Below are 16,690 nucleotides of genomic sequence, written 5' to 3'. Positions count from 1 at the left end.
CTTAGTCATGAAAAATCCCCTCCAAGTAATAGTGTAACATCCATGTATGTACATGGTCTTTTTACACTGTCTACCTAAAGGGGATAATATCAAAATTCTAGTCTTTTTTTATTTGATTAGCAGAAAAAAACATGGAGAAAACACGGAAAGGACATTGGAAGTACATCTTTTATTTTTAGAATATTCTTAGTTTTAAAATATTTTAGAAAGGAAGATTGTAATGAGATTAACTCCAAGAGAAATTGATAAACTGCTGGTAGTTGTTGCGGCTGATTTAGCTTATCGACGAAAGGAGAGAGGGCTTAAGTTAAACTATCCAGAAAGTATCGCTATTATTACGTATGAAATTTTGGAAGGAGCAAGAGATGGTAAAAATGTAGCGGAATTAATGGAGCTTGGAAAAAATATTTTAAGTGCTGAAGATGTTATGGATGGGATTGCAGACATGATATCAGATATTCAAGTTGAGGCAACTTTTCCTGATGGAACAAAATTAGTAACTATTCATCAACCAATTCATTAAAGGAAGTGAATGTTATGATTCCAGGGCAATATATCCTTGCGAAAGAAGACATAGTATGTAATGGAAATAAAAAAGCAACGAAAGTTAAGGTGTTAAATCAGGGAGATAGACCGATTCAAATTGGGTCTCATTACCACTTTTATGAAGTGAATGAGGCGTTAAAATTCAATCGTAGTGTAGCAATTGGACAACATTTAAATATTCCAGCGGGTACAGCGGTAAGATTCGAGCCTGGGGATGAAAAAACGATTGAATTAGTTCCGTACTCAGGGAAGCAAGAAGTATATGGATTTAAAAATAAAGTGGATGGCGATATTCAATCTTACAAAAAAAGAGGGAGATAGCATGAGTTTTAAGATGTCACGTAAACAATATGCTGATTTATATGGTCCAACTACAGGAGATTCTATTCGTTTAGCGGATACACAATTATTCGCACATATTGATCGAAATTACACGGTATATGGTGATGAAGCTGTCTTTGGTGGAGGAAAATCAATTAGGGATGGTATGGGACAAAATTCGCAACTTACAAGGGAACAGGGTGTTGTTGATGTTGTTATTACGAATGCAATTATTATTGATTATACAGGAGTATATAAAGCGGATATTGGTATAAAAGATGGAAAGATTTCAGCAATTGGTAAGAGTGGTAATCCTTCAGTTATGGATAATATTGATATCATCATTGGAACATCAACGGAAGTAATTTCTGGTGAACGAAAAATCGTTACAGCTGGAGGTATTGATACACACGTGCATTTCATATCCCCACAACAAATTGATACAGCATTAGCTTCAGGTATAACAACTTTAATTGGGGGAGGAACAGGACCGGCAGAGGGTACTAAGGCAACTACAATAACGCCTGGATCTTGGAATTTAAGAAAAATGCTAGAGGCAGCAGAAGCTTTTCCTATAAATATTGGGTTTTTAGGGAAAGGAAATAGTTCAAGTTTACCTGCCCTGGAAGAACAAATATTTGCAGGAGCTATTGGATTAAAAATTCATGAAGATTGGGGAGCGACTTCTTCAGCAATTAATCACTCGTTACAGATTGCTGATAAATATGATATTCAAGTTGCTATTCATACTGATACGTTAAATGAATGTGGTTTTGTGGAAGAAACGATAAAGGCTATTGATAATCGTGTTATTCATACGTACCACACTGAAGGGGCTGGTGGTGGGCATGCACCAGATATTATAAAGATTGCTGCACTGAATAATATTTTACCTTCTTCAACGAACCCGACCTTGCCATATACAGTGAATACGTTGGATGAACATTTAGATATGCTCATGGTATGTCATCATTTAAAAGCAAATATTCCAGAAGATGTAATGTTTGCGGATTCAAGGATTCGAAAAGAAACAATTGCGGCAGAGGATATTTTGCAAGATTTAGGGGTTTTCAGCATGATTAGCTCTGACTCGCAGGCGATGGGAAGGGTTGGAGAGGTTATTATTCGCAATTGGCAAACCGCCGATAAAATGAAAAAGCAGATTGGTAGTTTAGAGGGAGATAAAGAGTATAACGATAATAATAGAATTCAACGCTATATAGCTAAGTATACAATTAATCCAGCTATTACACATGGGATTTCAGAATATGTCGGCTCTATTGAAGCTGGGAAATATGCAGACCTTGTAATATGGGATCCACAATTTTTCGGTGTTAAGCCAGATATGGTTTTGAAAAACGGGATGGTAGTGATGGCATTAATGGGAGACGAGAATGCTTCGATCCCCACACCACAACCATATTATGAAAAAAAGATGTTTGGTGCATATGGAAAAGCGGTACAGTCAAGTTCGATTACATTTGTATCTAAAGTAGCTTATGAGAATAATATTAAAGAAAAATTAGGTTTAAATAAAGTTGTATTACCTGTTAGAAATACGAGAGAGATTTCTAAGCAAGATATGAAGCTGAATAATGCAACACCAGAAATTGAAGTAGATCCGCAGACATATGAAGTTAAAGTTGATGGACAAGTTATTACGTGTGAAGCAGTAGATGTATTACCTATGGCTCAAAGATATTTTTTATTTTGATATAACGGAGGAGATAAAATGATTATTGAAAAAATTAATAACAACGTATGCAATATGAATGATTTTGCAAATACAAAAAAGCATCTTGATAAAATATTGATTTCTAGTGAGCTTTTACTAAAGAGGGTTCAGAAATTATATTCAGAATCTGGTTTTGAAATTGGGGTGTCTTTAGATAATGGAGAAACATTAAAGAACGGTGATATTTTATATGAAGATGAACATCGTATTGTATATATTGAAGTGTTACCAGAAGAGGTAATTGTAATTACTCCAACGTCAATAAAAGAAATGGGAATTATTGCTCATAACTTAGGAAATAGACATTTGCCAGCACAATTCGATGAAGGGTGTATGATTTTGGCGAACGACTACTTAGTAGAAGATTTACTCAAAAAGGAAGGTGTTCCTTATCAAAAAGAAAATAGAGTATTACCCAAACCGTTCAAGCATGCTTCACACAAACATATTTAACCTACTTAACCTACTTAACCTACTCCAAATTAGTGATTCGAACTTCCCAACAGGAAGTTTTAGTCACTCTTTTGGATTAGAAACATTTATTCAAGAGGGACAAGTTACAAATAAAGGAGAATTTTTCAAATGGATTAATCGATATGTAAAAGTGCAATTAACACACACGGACGGCTTAATTTGCAAATATACTTACGAAGCCACTAAGAATAATGATGGAAAACAAATTACATTTTTAGATGATTTAATAACAGCACAAACATTGCCTTTTGAATGTAGAAGAGCAAATAGAATGATTAGTAAAAGTACTTCTAAACTATTGTGTGAACTGTTCTCATTTGCAAATTTAAATATATACAAAGAAGATGTTATGGGTAATAAATTACAAGGTCATCCGAGTATCGTATACGGAATATTAGGGGCGGAATTGAAAATGACAGTAGAAGAAACGCTCTTAGTTTTCTTATATTCATGTGTTGGAAGTATTATTCAAAATGGTGTGAGAGCCATTCCTCTTGGACAGACGGATGGTCAAAAACTATTACAAGAATGCCATGAATTGATCTGTGAATCTATTGATAGAATTCAAATGCTTTCATTAGAGGATTTTGGATTGAATGATCCTGAATTCGAAATAAATCAAATGCAACATGAAGATGTAAATATAAGAGTCTTCATGTCATAGGGAGGAAAAATAAAATGATAAAGCCTATTAAAATTGGTATTGGTGGCCCGGTAGGTGCTGGGAAAACAATGTTAGTTGAAAAGTTAACAAAATATTTAAATACAGATTATGAAATTGCAGCAATTACAAACGATATTTATACGAAAGAAGATGCAAAGATTTTATTGAAAACGGGTGTTTTACCAGAAGATAGAATTATTGGTGTAGAGACAGGAGGGTGTCCACATACAGCAATTCGAGAGGATGCTTCTATGAATTTTGAAGCAATTGAAGAGCTCATGATTAGACATAGTAATTTAGATATTATTTTTATTGAAAGTGGGGGTGATAATTTAGCTGCCACATTTAGTCCAGAGCTAGTGGATTTTTCAATTTATATTATTGATGTAGCACAAGGAGAAAAGATTCCTCGTAAAGGTGGACAAGGAATGATCAAATCTGATGTATTTGTGATTAATAAAACGGATTTGGCACCTTATGTAGGGGCTGATCTTGGAGTTATGGAGCAGGATACGAAAAATTACCGACATAATAAACCATATTTTTTTACAAATTTGAAGGATGAGGAAGGCTTACAGGGATTAATAAATTGGATGCGACAAAACATCATGTTAGAAGGATTGAAGAAATGAAAGCCCCTACAGGTGTCTTAAACATTGATGTGATGGAAAAGAGACATAAAACGGTACCTATTAAGGTTTATCATAAAGATGCCTTAAAAGTAACGCAGCCAATATATTTGGACGATTATGGTAGAGCATATTACTATATCATGAATTCTGGTGGAGGTTATTTAAAAGGAGACTTCTATTCTATAAATATAAATGTTCATGAAGATGCGAAAACATATATAACAAGCCAATCAGCAACGAAAGTTTACAAGACTCCAAATAGCTATGCTTTGCAAGAATTGAATGTTTATATTGGTGAAAATGCTGTTATGGAGTATTTACCAGATCCGTTGATTATGTACAAGGATGCAGCATATAAGCAAAAAACAAATATATATATGCAAAATAATTCTACATTGATTTTATGCGATTCAGTTACGCCTGGTTGGTCTCCAAATATGGAGAAGTTCACATACCAGTATTTTGATTCGCTAACAAAAGTATATATGGAAAACAAACTTGTAGTTTACGATCATTTATTGTTAAACCCTTTCAAAGAGTCGTTAGATCAAATGGGAATATTAAATCAATATTCCCATTATGGTACTTTCATGGTTATTAATGAGAACATTACAAATGATTTAATTGTAGCATTAAAAACTTCGCTTTCTAACACTAACAATATGAAGATTGGAATATCTTCTATGCCATGTAAAGGCTTTGTCATACGCATACTTAGTCATAATACAGAGGATATGGAGTCTATATTTTTTCAGTGTCATCGTTTTGTTAGAGAGAATTGTCTGCATGAAAAATTAACATCCTATCGAAAATATTAAGTAGGAGAAGGGGATACTATGACTAATGTGGGATTATTATTTGTCGGTGCAGTTCTATTTATGAATGCACTAGCAGCTTTTAAACTCATTGATAGCAAAAGTGTAGGGTACTTCAATTTATTTGTAGGGGCATTACAAACTTTGACACCACTATATTTATTATTTACAGGAAGTCAATCTAATGAGTGGACTATCCTATCTAATGGAACTATTTTTTTATTTGGTTTTACTTATTTATATGTTGGCCTTACGAATATATTAGAACTTGATTCTTCAGGTGTAGGCTACTATTCTCTTTGGGTTGCTATTATTGCAACGGTTATGGGAATAGCGAATCAATTACATGAGAGTGGAAGTCTACAAAGTACAATAATTTGGTTCTTTTGGGCGTTCCTTTGGTTTTTATTTTTCTTGCAAGATGGGTTGAAAAAGAAGATTCATATTTATGTAGGGATTGTTTGCTTCATTGAATCTTGGATTACTGCAACGATACCAGCCCTGTTAACACTTACAAATAATACAGGCATGTTAAATGATTTTGTAATTATTTTAGTGACTATTATAACGATTGTAGTTTTTATTATGGCACTTTTCTTTTTCAAGAGTATTCAATCTAAAGTAGAAAGGGTTAGTAACTATGTGGAAAAGTGAACTGAAAAAAGCAACTAATTTTTTTGTTATTATTATATTTCTTCATGTGCTTGGAATTCTCTTATTATTACCTGCACTGTATAAAGGCAATAGCATAATTGGAATGGCTATTATTGCATATTCTTTAGGATTGCGTCATGCGTTTGATAGTGATCATATTGTCGCAATTGATAATACTGTTCGGAAATTAATTGAAAAAGGTAAAAACTCACAGGGGGTGGGGTTTTACTTCTCATTAGGACACTCTACTGTAGTATTTGTGATGATCGTATTAATTGCTTTAATTGGAAAAACAGCAAAACATGGAATGGAGAGTTTTTCTACTATAGGCGGTATTATCGGCACAATTGTTTCTAGTACATTTCTTATTATTATTGGGCTTACCAATCTGTTGTACCTTATTAAAGTGTTACGAAGCCAAGAGGATAAGCAACCAGAAAACTTAGGATTTATATATCGTTTCACGCAGCGCTTATTTACGTTTATTGATAGTCAAAAGCAATTGTATATGATCGGTTTTTTATTTGGGCTTGGTTTTGATACAGCAAGTGAAATCGGATTAATTGCTCTTTCTACAGTAACTGCAACAAGTCAATCTATCCCGCTTGTAAGTATATTTGCTTTTCCCATTTTGTTTGCTGCAGGAATGTCGTTGATGGATACATTAGATAGTACATTCATGAATACGAATTATAAGTGGGCAATGGAAAATAGTCGAATTAGAAATTCATATAACGTATTAATTACCTCAATATCTGTTATAACAGCTTTTTTAATAGGGGGTTATCAACTATTATCTTTACTTATTGAAAGCTATAATTTACAGGGACCGTTTTGGAATCTCATTCAGGTAGTTAATTTTGATTATTTGGGTATATGTCTTGTTGTATTCTTTATTATTTCTCTTATTGTTTTTGCTGTATGGAATAGAAATGCATTTAAAGAACCACTTACAAAGAGTATAGAGAAATAAAAATATACCGTATGATATTTGGTTAATTATGTATATAAACTGAAATAAAAAACACGTCAGATGAAAATGCATCTAACGTGTTTTTTATTATTTATGTTCCTTATATTCATGTACTTTTTCTTTTACATTACCAACTGTATCTTTTGCATTACCTTTTACTTTATCCCATTTTCCTTCGGCTTGTAATTTCTTATTGTCCGTTACTTTTCCGACAACTTCTTTTACTTCACCTTTTACCTTATCAATGGCACCTTCTACTTTTTCTTTTAAACCATGATCATGCTTTGTCATACATTTCTCCTCCTTGTAGTTTGATTAGAATTCTCTTTTCATATTGCAAGTTGAATGATGTATCTAGTAATAGCGTAACAAATCTAGTTCGAATATTCAAATGATTAATAGAATAGAAAAGGAATTGTCATAAAATGTTTAAGGTTGTAATGCGAAGAGAAAAAATGTTAATTATATGTCTTTCACAGTCCATATTGATTTTGTATAAGCGATTTTCAAATGAGCACGTTCCATATTATTTTGACTACCACTACCAAATCGAGCTTGTCCAACTATTAAATGACAGTCTGTTGCTATAGCTGTTTCTATTCGTTTTTGAATTAATGCAGTATGACAACCTTTACGCTGAAATTCCGGTAAAGTAGCAGAAGCAGCTAATGAGGCAATACCTTTATTTACATACAGTACACCAATGCCTGCAGGGATATTTTGAACTTCAGATATGAAAAAATGCCACCCGGGTTTATTGTAAAGAATTTCGTTATTTTGGCGAACACCATCTTTTGTAAAGGGGGGCATATTAAATCCACGTACATATATGTCTGCAAAAATATCAAACTCATTTTCTTTCAGTTTGCGTACTGAAATGCTAGAAGGGAGAAGGGATGAATCTTCTCTCGGTATACTATATAAAGCAGTATGGAAGCTAGATTGGTAAAAGCCTTTTTGAGATAAGTATTGAAATAGTTCAGTTGTGCCTTGCGCTGGTGTGATTTCAAAACGGCAAGGAATTTGTAGTGATTGATAATGAGAGATGATTACATCTAACTCATCTGTATTTATAAATGTAATGCCTTTTACCGTATTAAAAGCAGGACCAGTAATTACTTTTGATGAAAAGGCAGTGGCACTTCCGAATTTTTTTATTTGTATTTGCATTGGATTTCCGCTCAGTGCTTGTAGTGCTTCTAATCTAGAAGAAAGCATATCTATTTCTGCGTTTTCAATTTCACTTGCTGTATCGAGTGTCATAATAGTACTCATAAAATTCCTCCAAAAAAAATATAGTCATAGTATATATACGTTTTTTCTAATAGGATTCCTGTTGTAATCTAAGAGAATAAGAAGGTTTTTGGAAGGGAAATGGAAGTTAACTGTCGAAGGGAGTAGAAACAGATTAAAGGTGGTGCTCTCATGAAACAGAAAGACGTGCAGACATGCTCTCATTGCGGTTCTCATAACATAGGAGAAGGTGAGTTTATCGGTTATGCACAAATACGGAAAAAGGAGACGATGTTCACATCTTCACCAGTGGATGCTTATATTTGTACAGATTGCGGGAATATCCTTTTATTAAAGGTACGGAATTATGAAAAGTTTAAACAGAAGCCGTTATGATTGTTGAGAAGTGGTCATATCCAGCGTTGTATACGAAACGTCTTATATTAAGGGAAATTAATATGAGTGATATTTTACATATATCCGAGTATGCTTCGGATAATAAATTAACAACTTATACTGTATGAGATGAACATCGATCGTTAAATGGTACGAAAAAGTTTATTTATGAAATCATGGAACGATATGAGAAAGAAAAAGTCGCTCCTCTTGGAATAGTATTAAAAGAGAAGCAGAAACTCATAGGGACATGTGGATTTATAAGTTATGATTCAACTATACATAAATCGGAAATTGCATACACCTTGTCGCGAAAATATTGGGGGAAAGGACTAGCTACCGAAGCGGCGTTAGCTTTTTTTAGTTATGGATTTAATGAGTTACATCTTAATAGCATCGAAGCGGGATGTAATTCAGAAAATGAAGCAACTGAAAGACTAATGAAACGTTTAAATATGGAGTATGAGTGTACGATTCAAAATGATTTGTTTGTAAAAGGTAAATATCGTGATACGAAAAGGTATTGTATATCCCGAGAAAGATATAGGAATAAATGAAATATGTCATAACGAAAACTCCTTTAAATGAATAAGGGAGTTTTTTATTTCTATAACAATAATTATCTTTAATTGTTATAATTGGTTATTGAGAGGGGTTGTTTTATTAACGCCATAATCATAGAAGAAAAACAGCTAAAACGTATACAAAACCGCCATATAACATAATCGCAACCGTAAGTTGACAAAGTGCAACCGCAGGAAGATAGAGATAGGGGCAATGTTTACATACAATTTAGTTAAGAAAACAAGGGGGACACACATATGGGATTTGGTGAGAAACTTTTTAAATTAAGAAAGGAAAAAGGCCTTTCTCAAGAAGCATTAGCTGAGAAATTAAACACGACAAGGCAAGCGGTTAGTAAATGGGAAAACGGTCAAGGTTTTCCAGAAACTGAAAAGCTAATAATGATTGGAAATGTATTTGAAGTATCGCTTGATTACTTATTAAAAGAAACTGCTGAGCAAAGTAATGAAAAGGAACATGGTTATTATGTAAGTAAGGAAATGGCAGAAGGGTATATAGTATATGGGCAAAAAATTTCTAAATATATCGCATTAGGGTTTAGTTTGCTTATTTTATCTACAATACCGTATTTATTATTCAAAGAAGATCCAACAATGTCTACATTCCTTATCATTATTATTGCTGTCCTTGGAATTGGAGCGATTATGGTACCTGTAACGATAGAAGAGAGTCGATACAATGTATTGAAAAAGGAAGAACTACTATTTGATCCAAATTTTTTAAAAGAATTGACAAAAAGATATGCGACTATTAAAAAGAAATATGCTGCAGTAGTAATTGTTGGACTTTGTTTCATAGCAGCGGGTGCAATACCATTTTTGTTTGAGAAAAAGCATATCACTTCAGGAGAGTTAGTACAGTATTATCCTTACTGTGTGGTTCTTATTGCAATTGGTTTTTATCTTTTTGTTAGTGTTTTAGGAGTGTTAGAAACGTACAGAATTTTAGCGGAAAATAAAGAATATAGCAATCGTTTTATCTTTAAACTAAAAAAGAAAGTGAGAGAAAAAGTGGATAATTTTTAATAGGAGAAAACGTGTTTTAATTCGTTTTTTTATTAAAAGCTAAGATAGGAGTGGAATGATGTCAAACCTTTTAGAAATTGAAAATTTGAGTAAATCATTTGGAAACAAAGTTGTTTTAAGAGATGTATCATTCAATGTGCCGTCTGGATCAATTGTTGGATTTATTGGTGATAATGGAGCAGGTAAATCAACAACATTTAAAACAGTACTACAATTAATTTCTAAAGATAGCGGTACAGTAAAAATATTTGGTGAAGAAAATATAAATAAACATGCCAAGATTAAGGAAAAGATTGGAGTCGTATTTGATGCTATGAATCTACCGGCTCATCTTACAATAAAACAACTAAATAAGGTTTTTGAAAAGATGTTTGAATATTGGGACATAGAAAATTTTTATCGATTAGTTCATTCTTTCTCTTTACCTACTGATGAAAAAGTAGGTGAATTCTCACGTGGGATGTCAATGAAACTATCCATAGCTGTTGCATTGTCGCATAATGCAAAATTATTAATCCTAGATGAAGCGACGGGAGGTCTTGATCCTTCATCTAGGGAGGGCGTGTTAGAGGAATTAAAAAGTTTTGTGAGTAAAAGTAATGGTGGTATATTACTTTCTTCTCATATTATGAGTGATGTAGAAAAAATAGCTAGCCACCTTATCATTATAAAAGATGGAGAAATTTTATTGAATGAAGAAAAAGATAAGGTTTTGGACAGTTACGCCATTGTAGATGTTGATGTGGAACAACTAACTTTAATCAACAAAGATATAGTTGTGGCAAAGAGGAACCATGGTTCTTATTTCAATGTACTCGTATCAGATGTACATAAATTACCAAGTGGGATTGCTCATAGAACCATCTCGATAGAAGAAATGAGTGTCTTATTAACGAGGAGTGAAAAATAAATGAGAGGTTTATTATTGACAAACTATTACCTAGTGTATCGAACTTTCTTTATGTTCATGGGAATAGCGATATTGGGAGCGGGATTCGTGTTTTATTTTGGTGATGCTTCAATGTACCGTTTAATTGCTACGTTCATTATCTTATTTGCTGCGATTCCTGCACTTGAAGTTATTAAATATGAGAGTAAGTCGGGTTATGAAAAGTATGTACTTACTTTACCGGTTACTAGAAGTAATATTGTGCAAAGTCACTATTTTTTCTATTTTTTAGTTGTAATTATTGGTACCTTATTATCTTATGGCGTATTTTATGTATATGGTTTAGTTTCAGATACACCAATTGATGATGGTATATTCAAGAGTGTTTCTTTAGGGACTTTCATCATTCTTAATGCCGGAGCAATAGCCTATCCACTCCTCTATATTTTTGGAGCAGAAAAATCTGATGCTATTACAATTGGAGGCGCATGCGGGGGACTTGTTACTTATTTTGGATTACAAAGTGTAATTGGCTATCTAATAGAACAATTTCCAATATCAAATTTAAATTCATCTGTATACATTTCAATTCTATATACAATATTTGGCGTTATCCTATATATCTTTTCTTTTTTTATTTCGGTATTTATATATCGTAAGAAGGAATTTTAATAGATTCTCTCCTAGTATTTTCTGAATTATTTCCAAAGAAATAATTCAGAAAATACAGAAAAATATCGTAATTTTTTGTAGAAGTCTGTTATAATATACAGAAATGAAAACGCTTTAAAGGGAGGGTGTAAACAATATGATGATGAATGTACCTCTAACAATTAGTTCTATGATGGAAAGGGCAGAAAAACTATTCCCGAAGAAAGAAATCATTTCACGGACGCATGATACAGTTACGACCTTAACGTATAAGCAGCTAGGGGAAAGGACAAGAAGACTTTCCAGTGCGTTAACAAAGCTTGGGATTAAAGAAGGCGAGCGCATAGGAACGTTAGCGTGGAATCATCATCGACATGTAGAAGCATATTTTGCTATTCCAGGTATTGCTTCCGTTTTACACACAATTAATATTCGTTTATCTCCTCAACATATTTCATACATTATTCAGCACGCAGAAGATCGTATTTTACTCATTGATGAAGATCTCGTACCACTTGTTGAAAATATTCAATCGCAATTATCAACTGTACAAGCCTACATTATTATGACTGATAAAGACGAACTTCCCAAAACTACACTGGAGCCTGTATATCATTATGAAAAGCTATTAGAAGAAGGCGATCCCAATTTCCAATTTGTAAAAGATATTGATGAAAATACACCTGCTGGTATGTGTTATACGTCAGCGACTACAGGGAATCCAAAAGGCGTTGTTTATACGCATCGTAGTACGGTTTTGCATTGTATGGCACTCGGTTTAGCCGATACAGCTGCTTTATCGGAAAGTGATGCGGCTATGGCAATTGTACCAATGTTCCATGTGAATGCTTGGGGGCTTCCTTTTGCAGCTACTTGGTTTGGAACTAAACAAGTTCTGCCAGGACCAATGTTTACTCCGAAAATTTTATTAGAGATGATTCAAGCTGAAAAAGTAACGATAGCAGCAGGTGTGCCGACAATTTGGCTCGGTGTATTACAAGAGTTAGAAAATGATAGTTACGATTTATCTAGTATAACGAGAATATTATGCGGTGGTGCTGCTGCACCGAAAAGCGTTATTAAAGCATTTGAGCAAAAATATAATGTTCCTTTCGTACATGCATATGGTATGACTGAAACAAGCCCGCTCGTAACACTTGCACGTTTAAAAAGTTATGAAACAGAATTATCATATGAAGAGCAATTAGAAATCCGCTCAAAACAAGGATATCTTGTCCCTGGTGTAGAGATGAAAGTAGTCGGTACAAACGGTGAAGTGAAGTGGGATGGTACTGAGATGGGAGAGTTATGCTTACGAGCACCTTGGATCGCTGAAAGCTATTATAACGATGATCGTACTGTCGAAGGATTCCGAGACGGTTGGTTATATACTGGTGATGTTGTTACAGTTGATGAGGAAGGCTGCGTGAAAATTGTTGATCGTACGAAAGATGTTATTAAAAGCGGAGGAGAATGGATTTCTTCAGTGGATCTTGAAAATGCTTTAATGGCACATGATGCTATATTTGAAGCGGCTGTCGTTGCAATTCCTCATCCGCAGTGGCAAGAACGCCCAGTTGCCTGCGTTGTTCAAAAGAAAAATAGTACGGTTACAAAAGAAGAAATATATGAGTTTTTAAAACCGCAGTTTGCGAAGTGGTGGTTACCAGATGATATTGTATTTATGGAAGAAATACCGAAAACATCTGTTGGGAAGTTTTTAAAACAGGCACTTCGAAAAGAACTTGAGCATTTGCATAAAGAGAAATAACCGAACTTTTATTTGTAAACTTATTTTTAATTACGGTTGACAAATGTCAAAGGGAAAGATAATATAACTCCTATAATATGTTATCTAAAATCTGATTTAAGTTTACAAATAGGAGAAGCAAATATGAATACAAAAAACTTAGTTTTCGTCGCTTTATTTAGTTCTATTATGGGAGTGTTAGGGTTAATACCTCCAATTGCTCTTGCTATTACACCAGTTCCAATTACATTACAATCACTCGGTGTTATGCTTGCTGGTGGGTTGTTAGGCTCACGTCTCGGTGCGTTAAGTCAGCTTATTTTCTTACTTATAGTTGGAGTTGGAGCACCATTACTTGCTGGTGGACGCGGGGGGCCAGGTGTATTTGTTGGACCAAGTGCAGGATATTTACTTGGTTATATCGTTGGAGCGTTTGTCATTGGATATTTAATTGAGCGTTTACGTGAAGTTTCTATTATAAAAGTACTATGCATTAATATAATTGGTGGTATTTTCGTAGTTTATGTATTTGGTATTACTGTACAAGCTTTCTTAATGGGGGTTTCCGTATGGGAAACGATGAAAGTAAGTGCTGTGTTCTTACCGGGGGATTGCATAAAAGCAATTATAGCAGCGATTCTTGTGACAAGATTACATCGCTCATTGAAACATATTATTACGCCTGCTCTAAAGAGTGGGAAATATACAAATGCGAGATAAGAAAGAGAAGAAACACGTTCATTGCGTGTTTCTTTTTATTATTTTGTAGAGAAAGGACATCTCATATGGGAATTACGAAAGAATATAAAAAACATGCCTCTTTACAACCAAATAAAATAGCGCTAAAGGAAAATGATCGAGTTTTAACATATAAAGAATGGTTTGAGTCAGTTTGTAAAGTAGCAAACTGGTTGAATGAAAAAGAATCGCAGAATAAAACGATAGCAATTTTATTAGAGAATAGTATGGGATTTTTACAAATATTTGCAGGTTCCGCAATGGCTGGATGGGTTTGTGTGCCGCTAGATATAAAATGGAAACGAGATGAACTTAAAGAAAGAATAGCGATTAGTAGACCGGATATTATTGTGGCGGAGCAGTATAGGCTTAGTGATATATCGTGCGAAGAAGGAAGGATTATTGAGATTGAAGAATGGAAAGAAATGATTGAGAACTATCTTCCTGCATATCATTCTGTAGAAAATGTACAAAACGCTCCTTTTTATATGGGATTTACATCAGGATCGACTGGAAAAGCAAAAGCGTTTTTACGTGCTCAACAGTCGTGGGTACATAGTTTTGATTGTAATGTACATGATTTTTATATGAAAAAGGAAGATTCTATTTTAATAGCTGGGACGCTTGTTCATTCTCTTTTCTTATACGGGGCAATAAGTGCATTATTTCTAGGACAAACGGTACACATAATGAGAAAGTTTGTACCAGTTCAAGTGCTATCTAGTATAAAGATAGAGAATATTTCTGTAATGTATACAGTTCCTACAATGCTTGAGTCTTTGTATAAAGAAAATAAAGTAATTGAAAGTGAAATGAAAATTATTTCGTCAGGAGCGAAATGGGAAGTTGAAGCAAAAGAGAAGATGAAGAATGTGCTTCCTTATGCAAAAAGATATGAGTTTTATGGTGCGTCTGAGCTAAGCTTTGTAACGGCATTGGTTGATGAAGAGAGTGAAAGAAAACCGAATTCAGTAGGGAAACCTTGTCATAATGTACAAGTTCGAATATGTAATGAAGCAGGAGAAGAAGTACAGACAGGTGAGGTAGGAACTGTGTATGTGAAAAGTGATCAGTTTTTTATGGGCTATGTATCGGATGGAGCTATAATCCCGCAATTGTCCGAAGGTGGCTGGATGACAGTACAGGATGTGGGCTACCAAGATGAAGAAGGCTTTATATATATTGTTGGTAGAGAGAAGAATATGATTTTATTTGGAGGAATCAATATTTACCCAGAAGAGATAGAAAGTGTGTTATATACGCATCCAGCTGTTGAAGAAATAGTTGTGGTTGGTGTAGAAGATAGTTACTGGGGTGAAAAGCCTGTCGCTATCGTAAAAGGAAGTGCTACAAAGCAACAATTAAAGAGTTTTTGCTTACAACGATTATCATCTTTTAAAATACCGAAAGAATGGTACTTTGTTGATGAAATACCTTATACAAATAGCGGGAAAATAGCTCGCAATGCAGCAAAAAGTATGATTGAAAACCGGGAGAAGATATATGAATAGGGCGGTTATTGTAGAAGCGAAGAGAACACCTATTGGTAAAAAAAACGGGATGTTGAAAGATTATGAAGTTCAGCAATTAGCAGCAACACTTCTTACGTTTTTAAGTAAAGGAATTGAGAGAGAAATAGACGATGTTATATTAGGGAATGTTGTTGGACCGGGAGGTAATGTTGCAAGATTATCTGCTTTAGAAGCTGGGCTTGGTTATCATATACCTGGTGTAACGATTGACCGGCAATGCGGCGCTGGATTGGAAGCAATTCGTACTGCGTGTCATTTTATTCAAGGGGATGCAGGTAATTGTTATATTGCTGGGGGCGTAGAGAGTACAAGTACGTCACCTTTTCAAAATAGAGCGCGGTTTTCGCCTGAAACAATTGGGGATCCTGATATGGGAGTGGCAGCTGAGTATGTTGCAGAGCAATATAACATAACAAAAGAGATGCAAGATGAATATGCTTGTCTTAGCTATAAAAGAACGCTGCAAGCATTAGAAAAAGGATATATACAAGAAGAGATATTACCTCATTATTTTAATGGATTATTAGATGAATCTATAAAGCGAGAAATGAATTATGAAAGAATGATTAAGAGAACGAAACCTGTATTTTTGCAAAATGGAACGGTAACAGCAGGGAATTCGTGTGGTGTAAATGACGGGGCATGTGCTGTTCTTGTAATGGAAGAGGGGCAAGCTCGGAAATTAGGGTACAAGCCAGTTCTTCGTTTCGTTCATAGTGCTGTAGTTGGAGTTGACCCAAATATTCCAGGAACTGGTCCGATATTTGCCGTACAAAAACTACTTAGAGAAATGAATTTAGTAATAGAAGATATTGATTGTATTGAGATGAATGAAGCGTTCGCCGCTAAAGTTGTTGCATGTGCGCAAACGTTACAAATTCCGTATGAAAAGTTAAATGTAAATGGTGGTGCAATAGCACTTGGTCATCCGTACGGTGCGTCTGGAGCTATGCTTGTAACGCGCTTGTTTTATCAGGCTAAAAGAGAGTATATGAAATATGGAATTGCTACATTAGGAATTGGGGGAGGGATAGGGCTTGCTCTATTATTTGAGAAAGTAGAAAACTAGCAAGATAA

General features: G+C 34.3%; 19 protein-coding genes and 1 pseudogene. 18 read left to right on the top strand and 2 right to left on the bottom strand.

Features of this window, described 5'->3' with window-relative positions; all coding sequences use genetic code 11:
• Positions 1-220 precede the first annotated feature (220 nt).
• Genes DET63_RS05535 through DET63_RS05495 form a run of 9 tightly spaced genes read left to right on the top strand, consistent with a single transcriptional unit; the run spans position 221 to position 6,814 of the window.
• Positions 221-523, top strand: a complete 303-nt coding sequence (locus tag DET63_RS05535) for an urease subunit gamma (RefSeq protein WP_001241327.1) — start codon at positions 221-223, stop codon at positions 521-523.
• A 14-nt stretch (positions 524-537) separates the two neighbouring features.
• Positions 538-867: an urease subunit beta gene (locus DET63_RS05530; RefSeq protein WP_000612162.1), complete on the top strand. Its 330-nt coding sequence runs from the start codon at positions 538-540 to the stop codon at positions 865-867.
• 1 nt (position 868) lies between these two features.
• Positions 869-2,581 carry an urease subunit alpha gene (ureC, locus tag DET63_RS05525; protein WP_002128526.1) on the top strand — a complete coding sequence of 571 codons (1,713 nt, stop codon included), beginning with the start codon at positions 869-871 and terminating at the stop codon, positions 2,579-2,581.
• Between the two features lie 18 nt (positions 2,582-2,599).
• Complete coding sequence (locus DET63_RS05520) at positions 2,600-3,055, top strand: urease accessory protein UreE (RefSeq protein WP_113936091.1); 456 nt, start codon at positions 2,600-2,602, stop codon at positions 3,053-3,055.
• Complete coding sequence (locus tag DET63_RS05515; RefSeq protein WP_113936090.1) at positions 3,033-3,740, top strand: urease accessory protein UreF; 708 nt, start codon at positions 3,033-3,035, stop codon at positions 3,738-3,740. Before DET63_RS05520 ends, DET63_RS05515 begins: the two co-directional genes overlap by 23 nt.
• A gap of 14 nt (positions 3,741-3,754) precedes the next feature.
• A complete protein-coding gene (gene ureG / locus DET63_RS05510) occupies positions 3,755-4,372 on the top strand; it encodes an urease accessory protein UreG (RefSeq protein WP_000594929.1) in 618 nt (205 codons plus the stop codon).
• Complete coding sequence (locus DET63_RS05505; RefSeq protein ID WP_113936089.1) at positions 4,369-5,190, top strand: urease accessory protein UreD; 822 nt, start codon at positions 4,369-4,371, stop codon at positions 5,188-5,190. Before ureG ends, DET63_RS05505 begins: the two co-directional genes overlap by 4 nt.
• An 18-nt stretch (positions 5,191-5,208) precedes the next feature.
• A complete protein-coding gene (locus DET63_RS05500) occupies positions 5,209-5,841 on the top strand; it encodes an AmiS/UreI family transporter (protein WP_113936088.1) in 633 nt (210 codons plus the stop codon).
• Complete coding sequence (locus DET63_RS05495; protein ID WP_113936087.1) at positions 5,828-6,814, top strand: HoxN/HupN/NixA family nickel/cobalt transporter; 987 nt, start codon at positions 5,828-5,830, stop codon at positions 6,812-6,814. The genes DET63_RS05500 and DET63_RS05495 overlap by 14 nt, the downstream gene beginning before the upstream one ends.
• Before the next feature lie 87 nt (positions 6,815-6,901).
• Here the strand turns inward: DET63_RS05495 and DET63_RS05490 are convergent, their stop codons facing one another.
• Positions 6,902-7,105, bottom strand: a complete 204-nt coding sequence (locus DET63_RS05490) for a CsbD family protein (protein ID WP_002066614.1) — start codon at positions 7,103-7,105, stop codon at positions 6,902-6,904.
• 171 nt (positions 7,106-7,276) lie between these two features.
• Positions 7,277-8,089 (bottom strand): hypothetical protein, encoded by an 813-nt coding sequence (locus DET63_RS05485; protein WP_002066615.1) that lies wholly within the window; start codon positions 8,087-8,089, stop codon positions 7,277-7,279.
• A 150-nt stretch (positions 8,090-8,239) separates the two neighbouring features.
• Between DET63_RS05485 and DET63_RS05480 the strand changes: the two genes are divergently transcribed.
• From DET63_RS05480 to DET63_RS05440, 9 genes and pseudogenes are all read left to right on the top strand, one after another.
• Positions 8,240-8,443, top strand: coding sequence for a hypothetical protein (locus tag DET63_RS05480; protein WP_002146302.1), 204 nt, complete (start codon positions 8,240-8,242; stop codon positions 8,441-8,443).
• Positions 8,440-9,000 (top strand): annotated as a pseudogene (locus DET63_RS05475) (GNAT family N-acetyltransferase). The gene DET63_RS05480 and the pseudogene DET63_RS05475 overlap by 4 nt, the downstream one beginning before the upstream one ends.
• Before the next feature lie 264 nt (positions 9,001-9,264).
• Positions 9,265-10,053 (top strand): helix-turn-helix domain-containing protein, encoded by a 789-nt coding sequence (locus tag DET63_RS05470; protein ID WP_002146304.1) that lies wholly within the window; start codon positions 9,265-9,267, stop codon positions 10,051-10,053.
• Between the two features lie 58 nt (positions 10,054-10,111).
• The gene (locus tag DET63_RS05465; RefSeq protein WP_113936086.1) at positions 10,112-10,963 is read left to right on the top strand and encodes an ABC transporter ATP-binding protein; all 852 of its coding nucleotides are present in this window, start codon (positions 10,112-10,114) and stop codon (positions 10,961-10,963) included.
• Entirely contained in the window at positions 10,964-11,614 is a 651-nt protein-coding gene (locus DET63_RS05460) for an ABC-2 transporter permease (RefSeq protein WP_002146309.1), read from the top strand. It begins immediately after the preceding gene.
• Between the two features lie 136 nt (positions 11,615-11,750).
• The gene (locus tag DET63_RS05455; protein WP_113936085.1) at positions 11,751-13,364 is read left to right on the top strand and encodes a long-chain fatty acid--CoA ligase; all 1,614 of its coding nucleotides are present in this window, start codon (positions 11,751-11,753) and stop codon (positions 13,362-13,364) included.
• 123 nt (positions 13,365-13,487) lie between these two features.
• Positions 13,488-14,063, top strand: a complete 576-nt coding sequence (locus DET63_RS05450) for a biotin transporter BioY (protein WP_113936084.1) — start codon at positions 13,488-13,490, stop codon at positions 14,061-14,063.
• Positions 14,064-14,128: 65 nt separating this feature from the next.
• Positions 14,129-15,592, top strand: coding sequence for an acyl-CoA synthetase (locus DET63_RS05445; RefSeq protein ID WP_113936083.1), 1,464 nt, complete (start codon positions 14,129-14,131; stop codon positions 15,590-15,592).
• The gene (locus DET63_RS05440; protein WP_113936082.1) at positions 15,585-16,682 is read left to right on the top strand and encodes an acetyl-CoA C-acyltransferase; all 1,098 of its coding nucleotides are present in this window, start codon (positions 15,585-15,587) and stop codon (positions 16,680-16,682) included. Before DET63_RS05445 ends, DET63_RS05440 begins: the two co-directional genes overlap by 8 nt.
• Positions 16,683-16,690: the final 8 nt, after the last annotated feature.

This window comes from Bacillus sp. DB-2, assembly GCF_003315125.1.
GTDB classification, from domain to species: Bacteria; Bacillota; Bacilli; order Bacillales; family Bacillaceae_G; genus Bacillus_A; species Bacillus_A mycoides.
The sequence above is the reverse complement of the archived record's forward strand: the minus strand, read 5'-3'. Positions and strand labels throughout refer to the sequence as shown.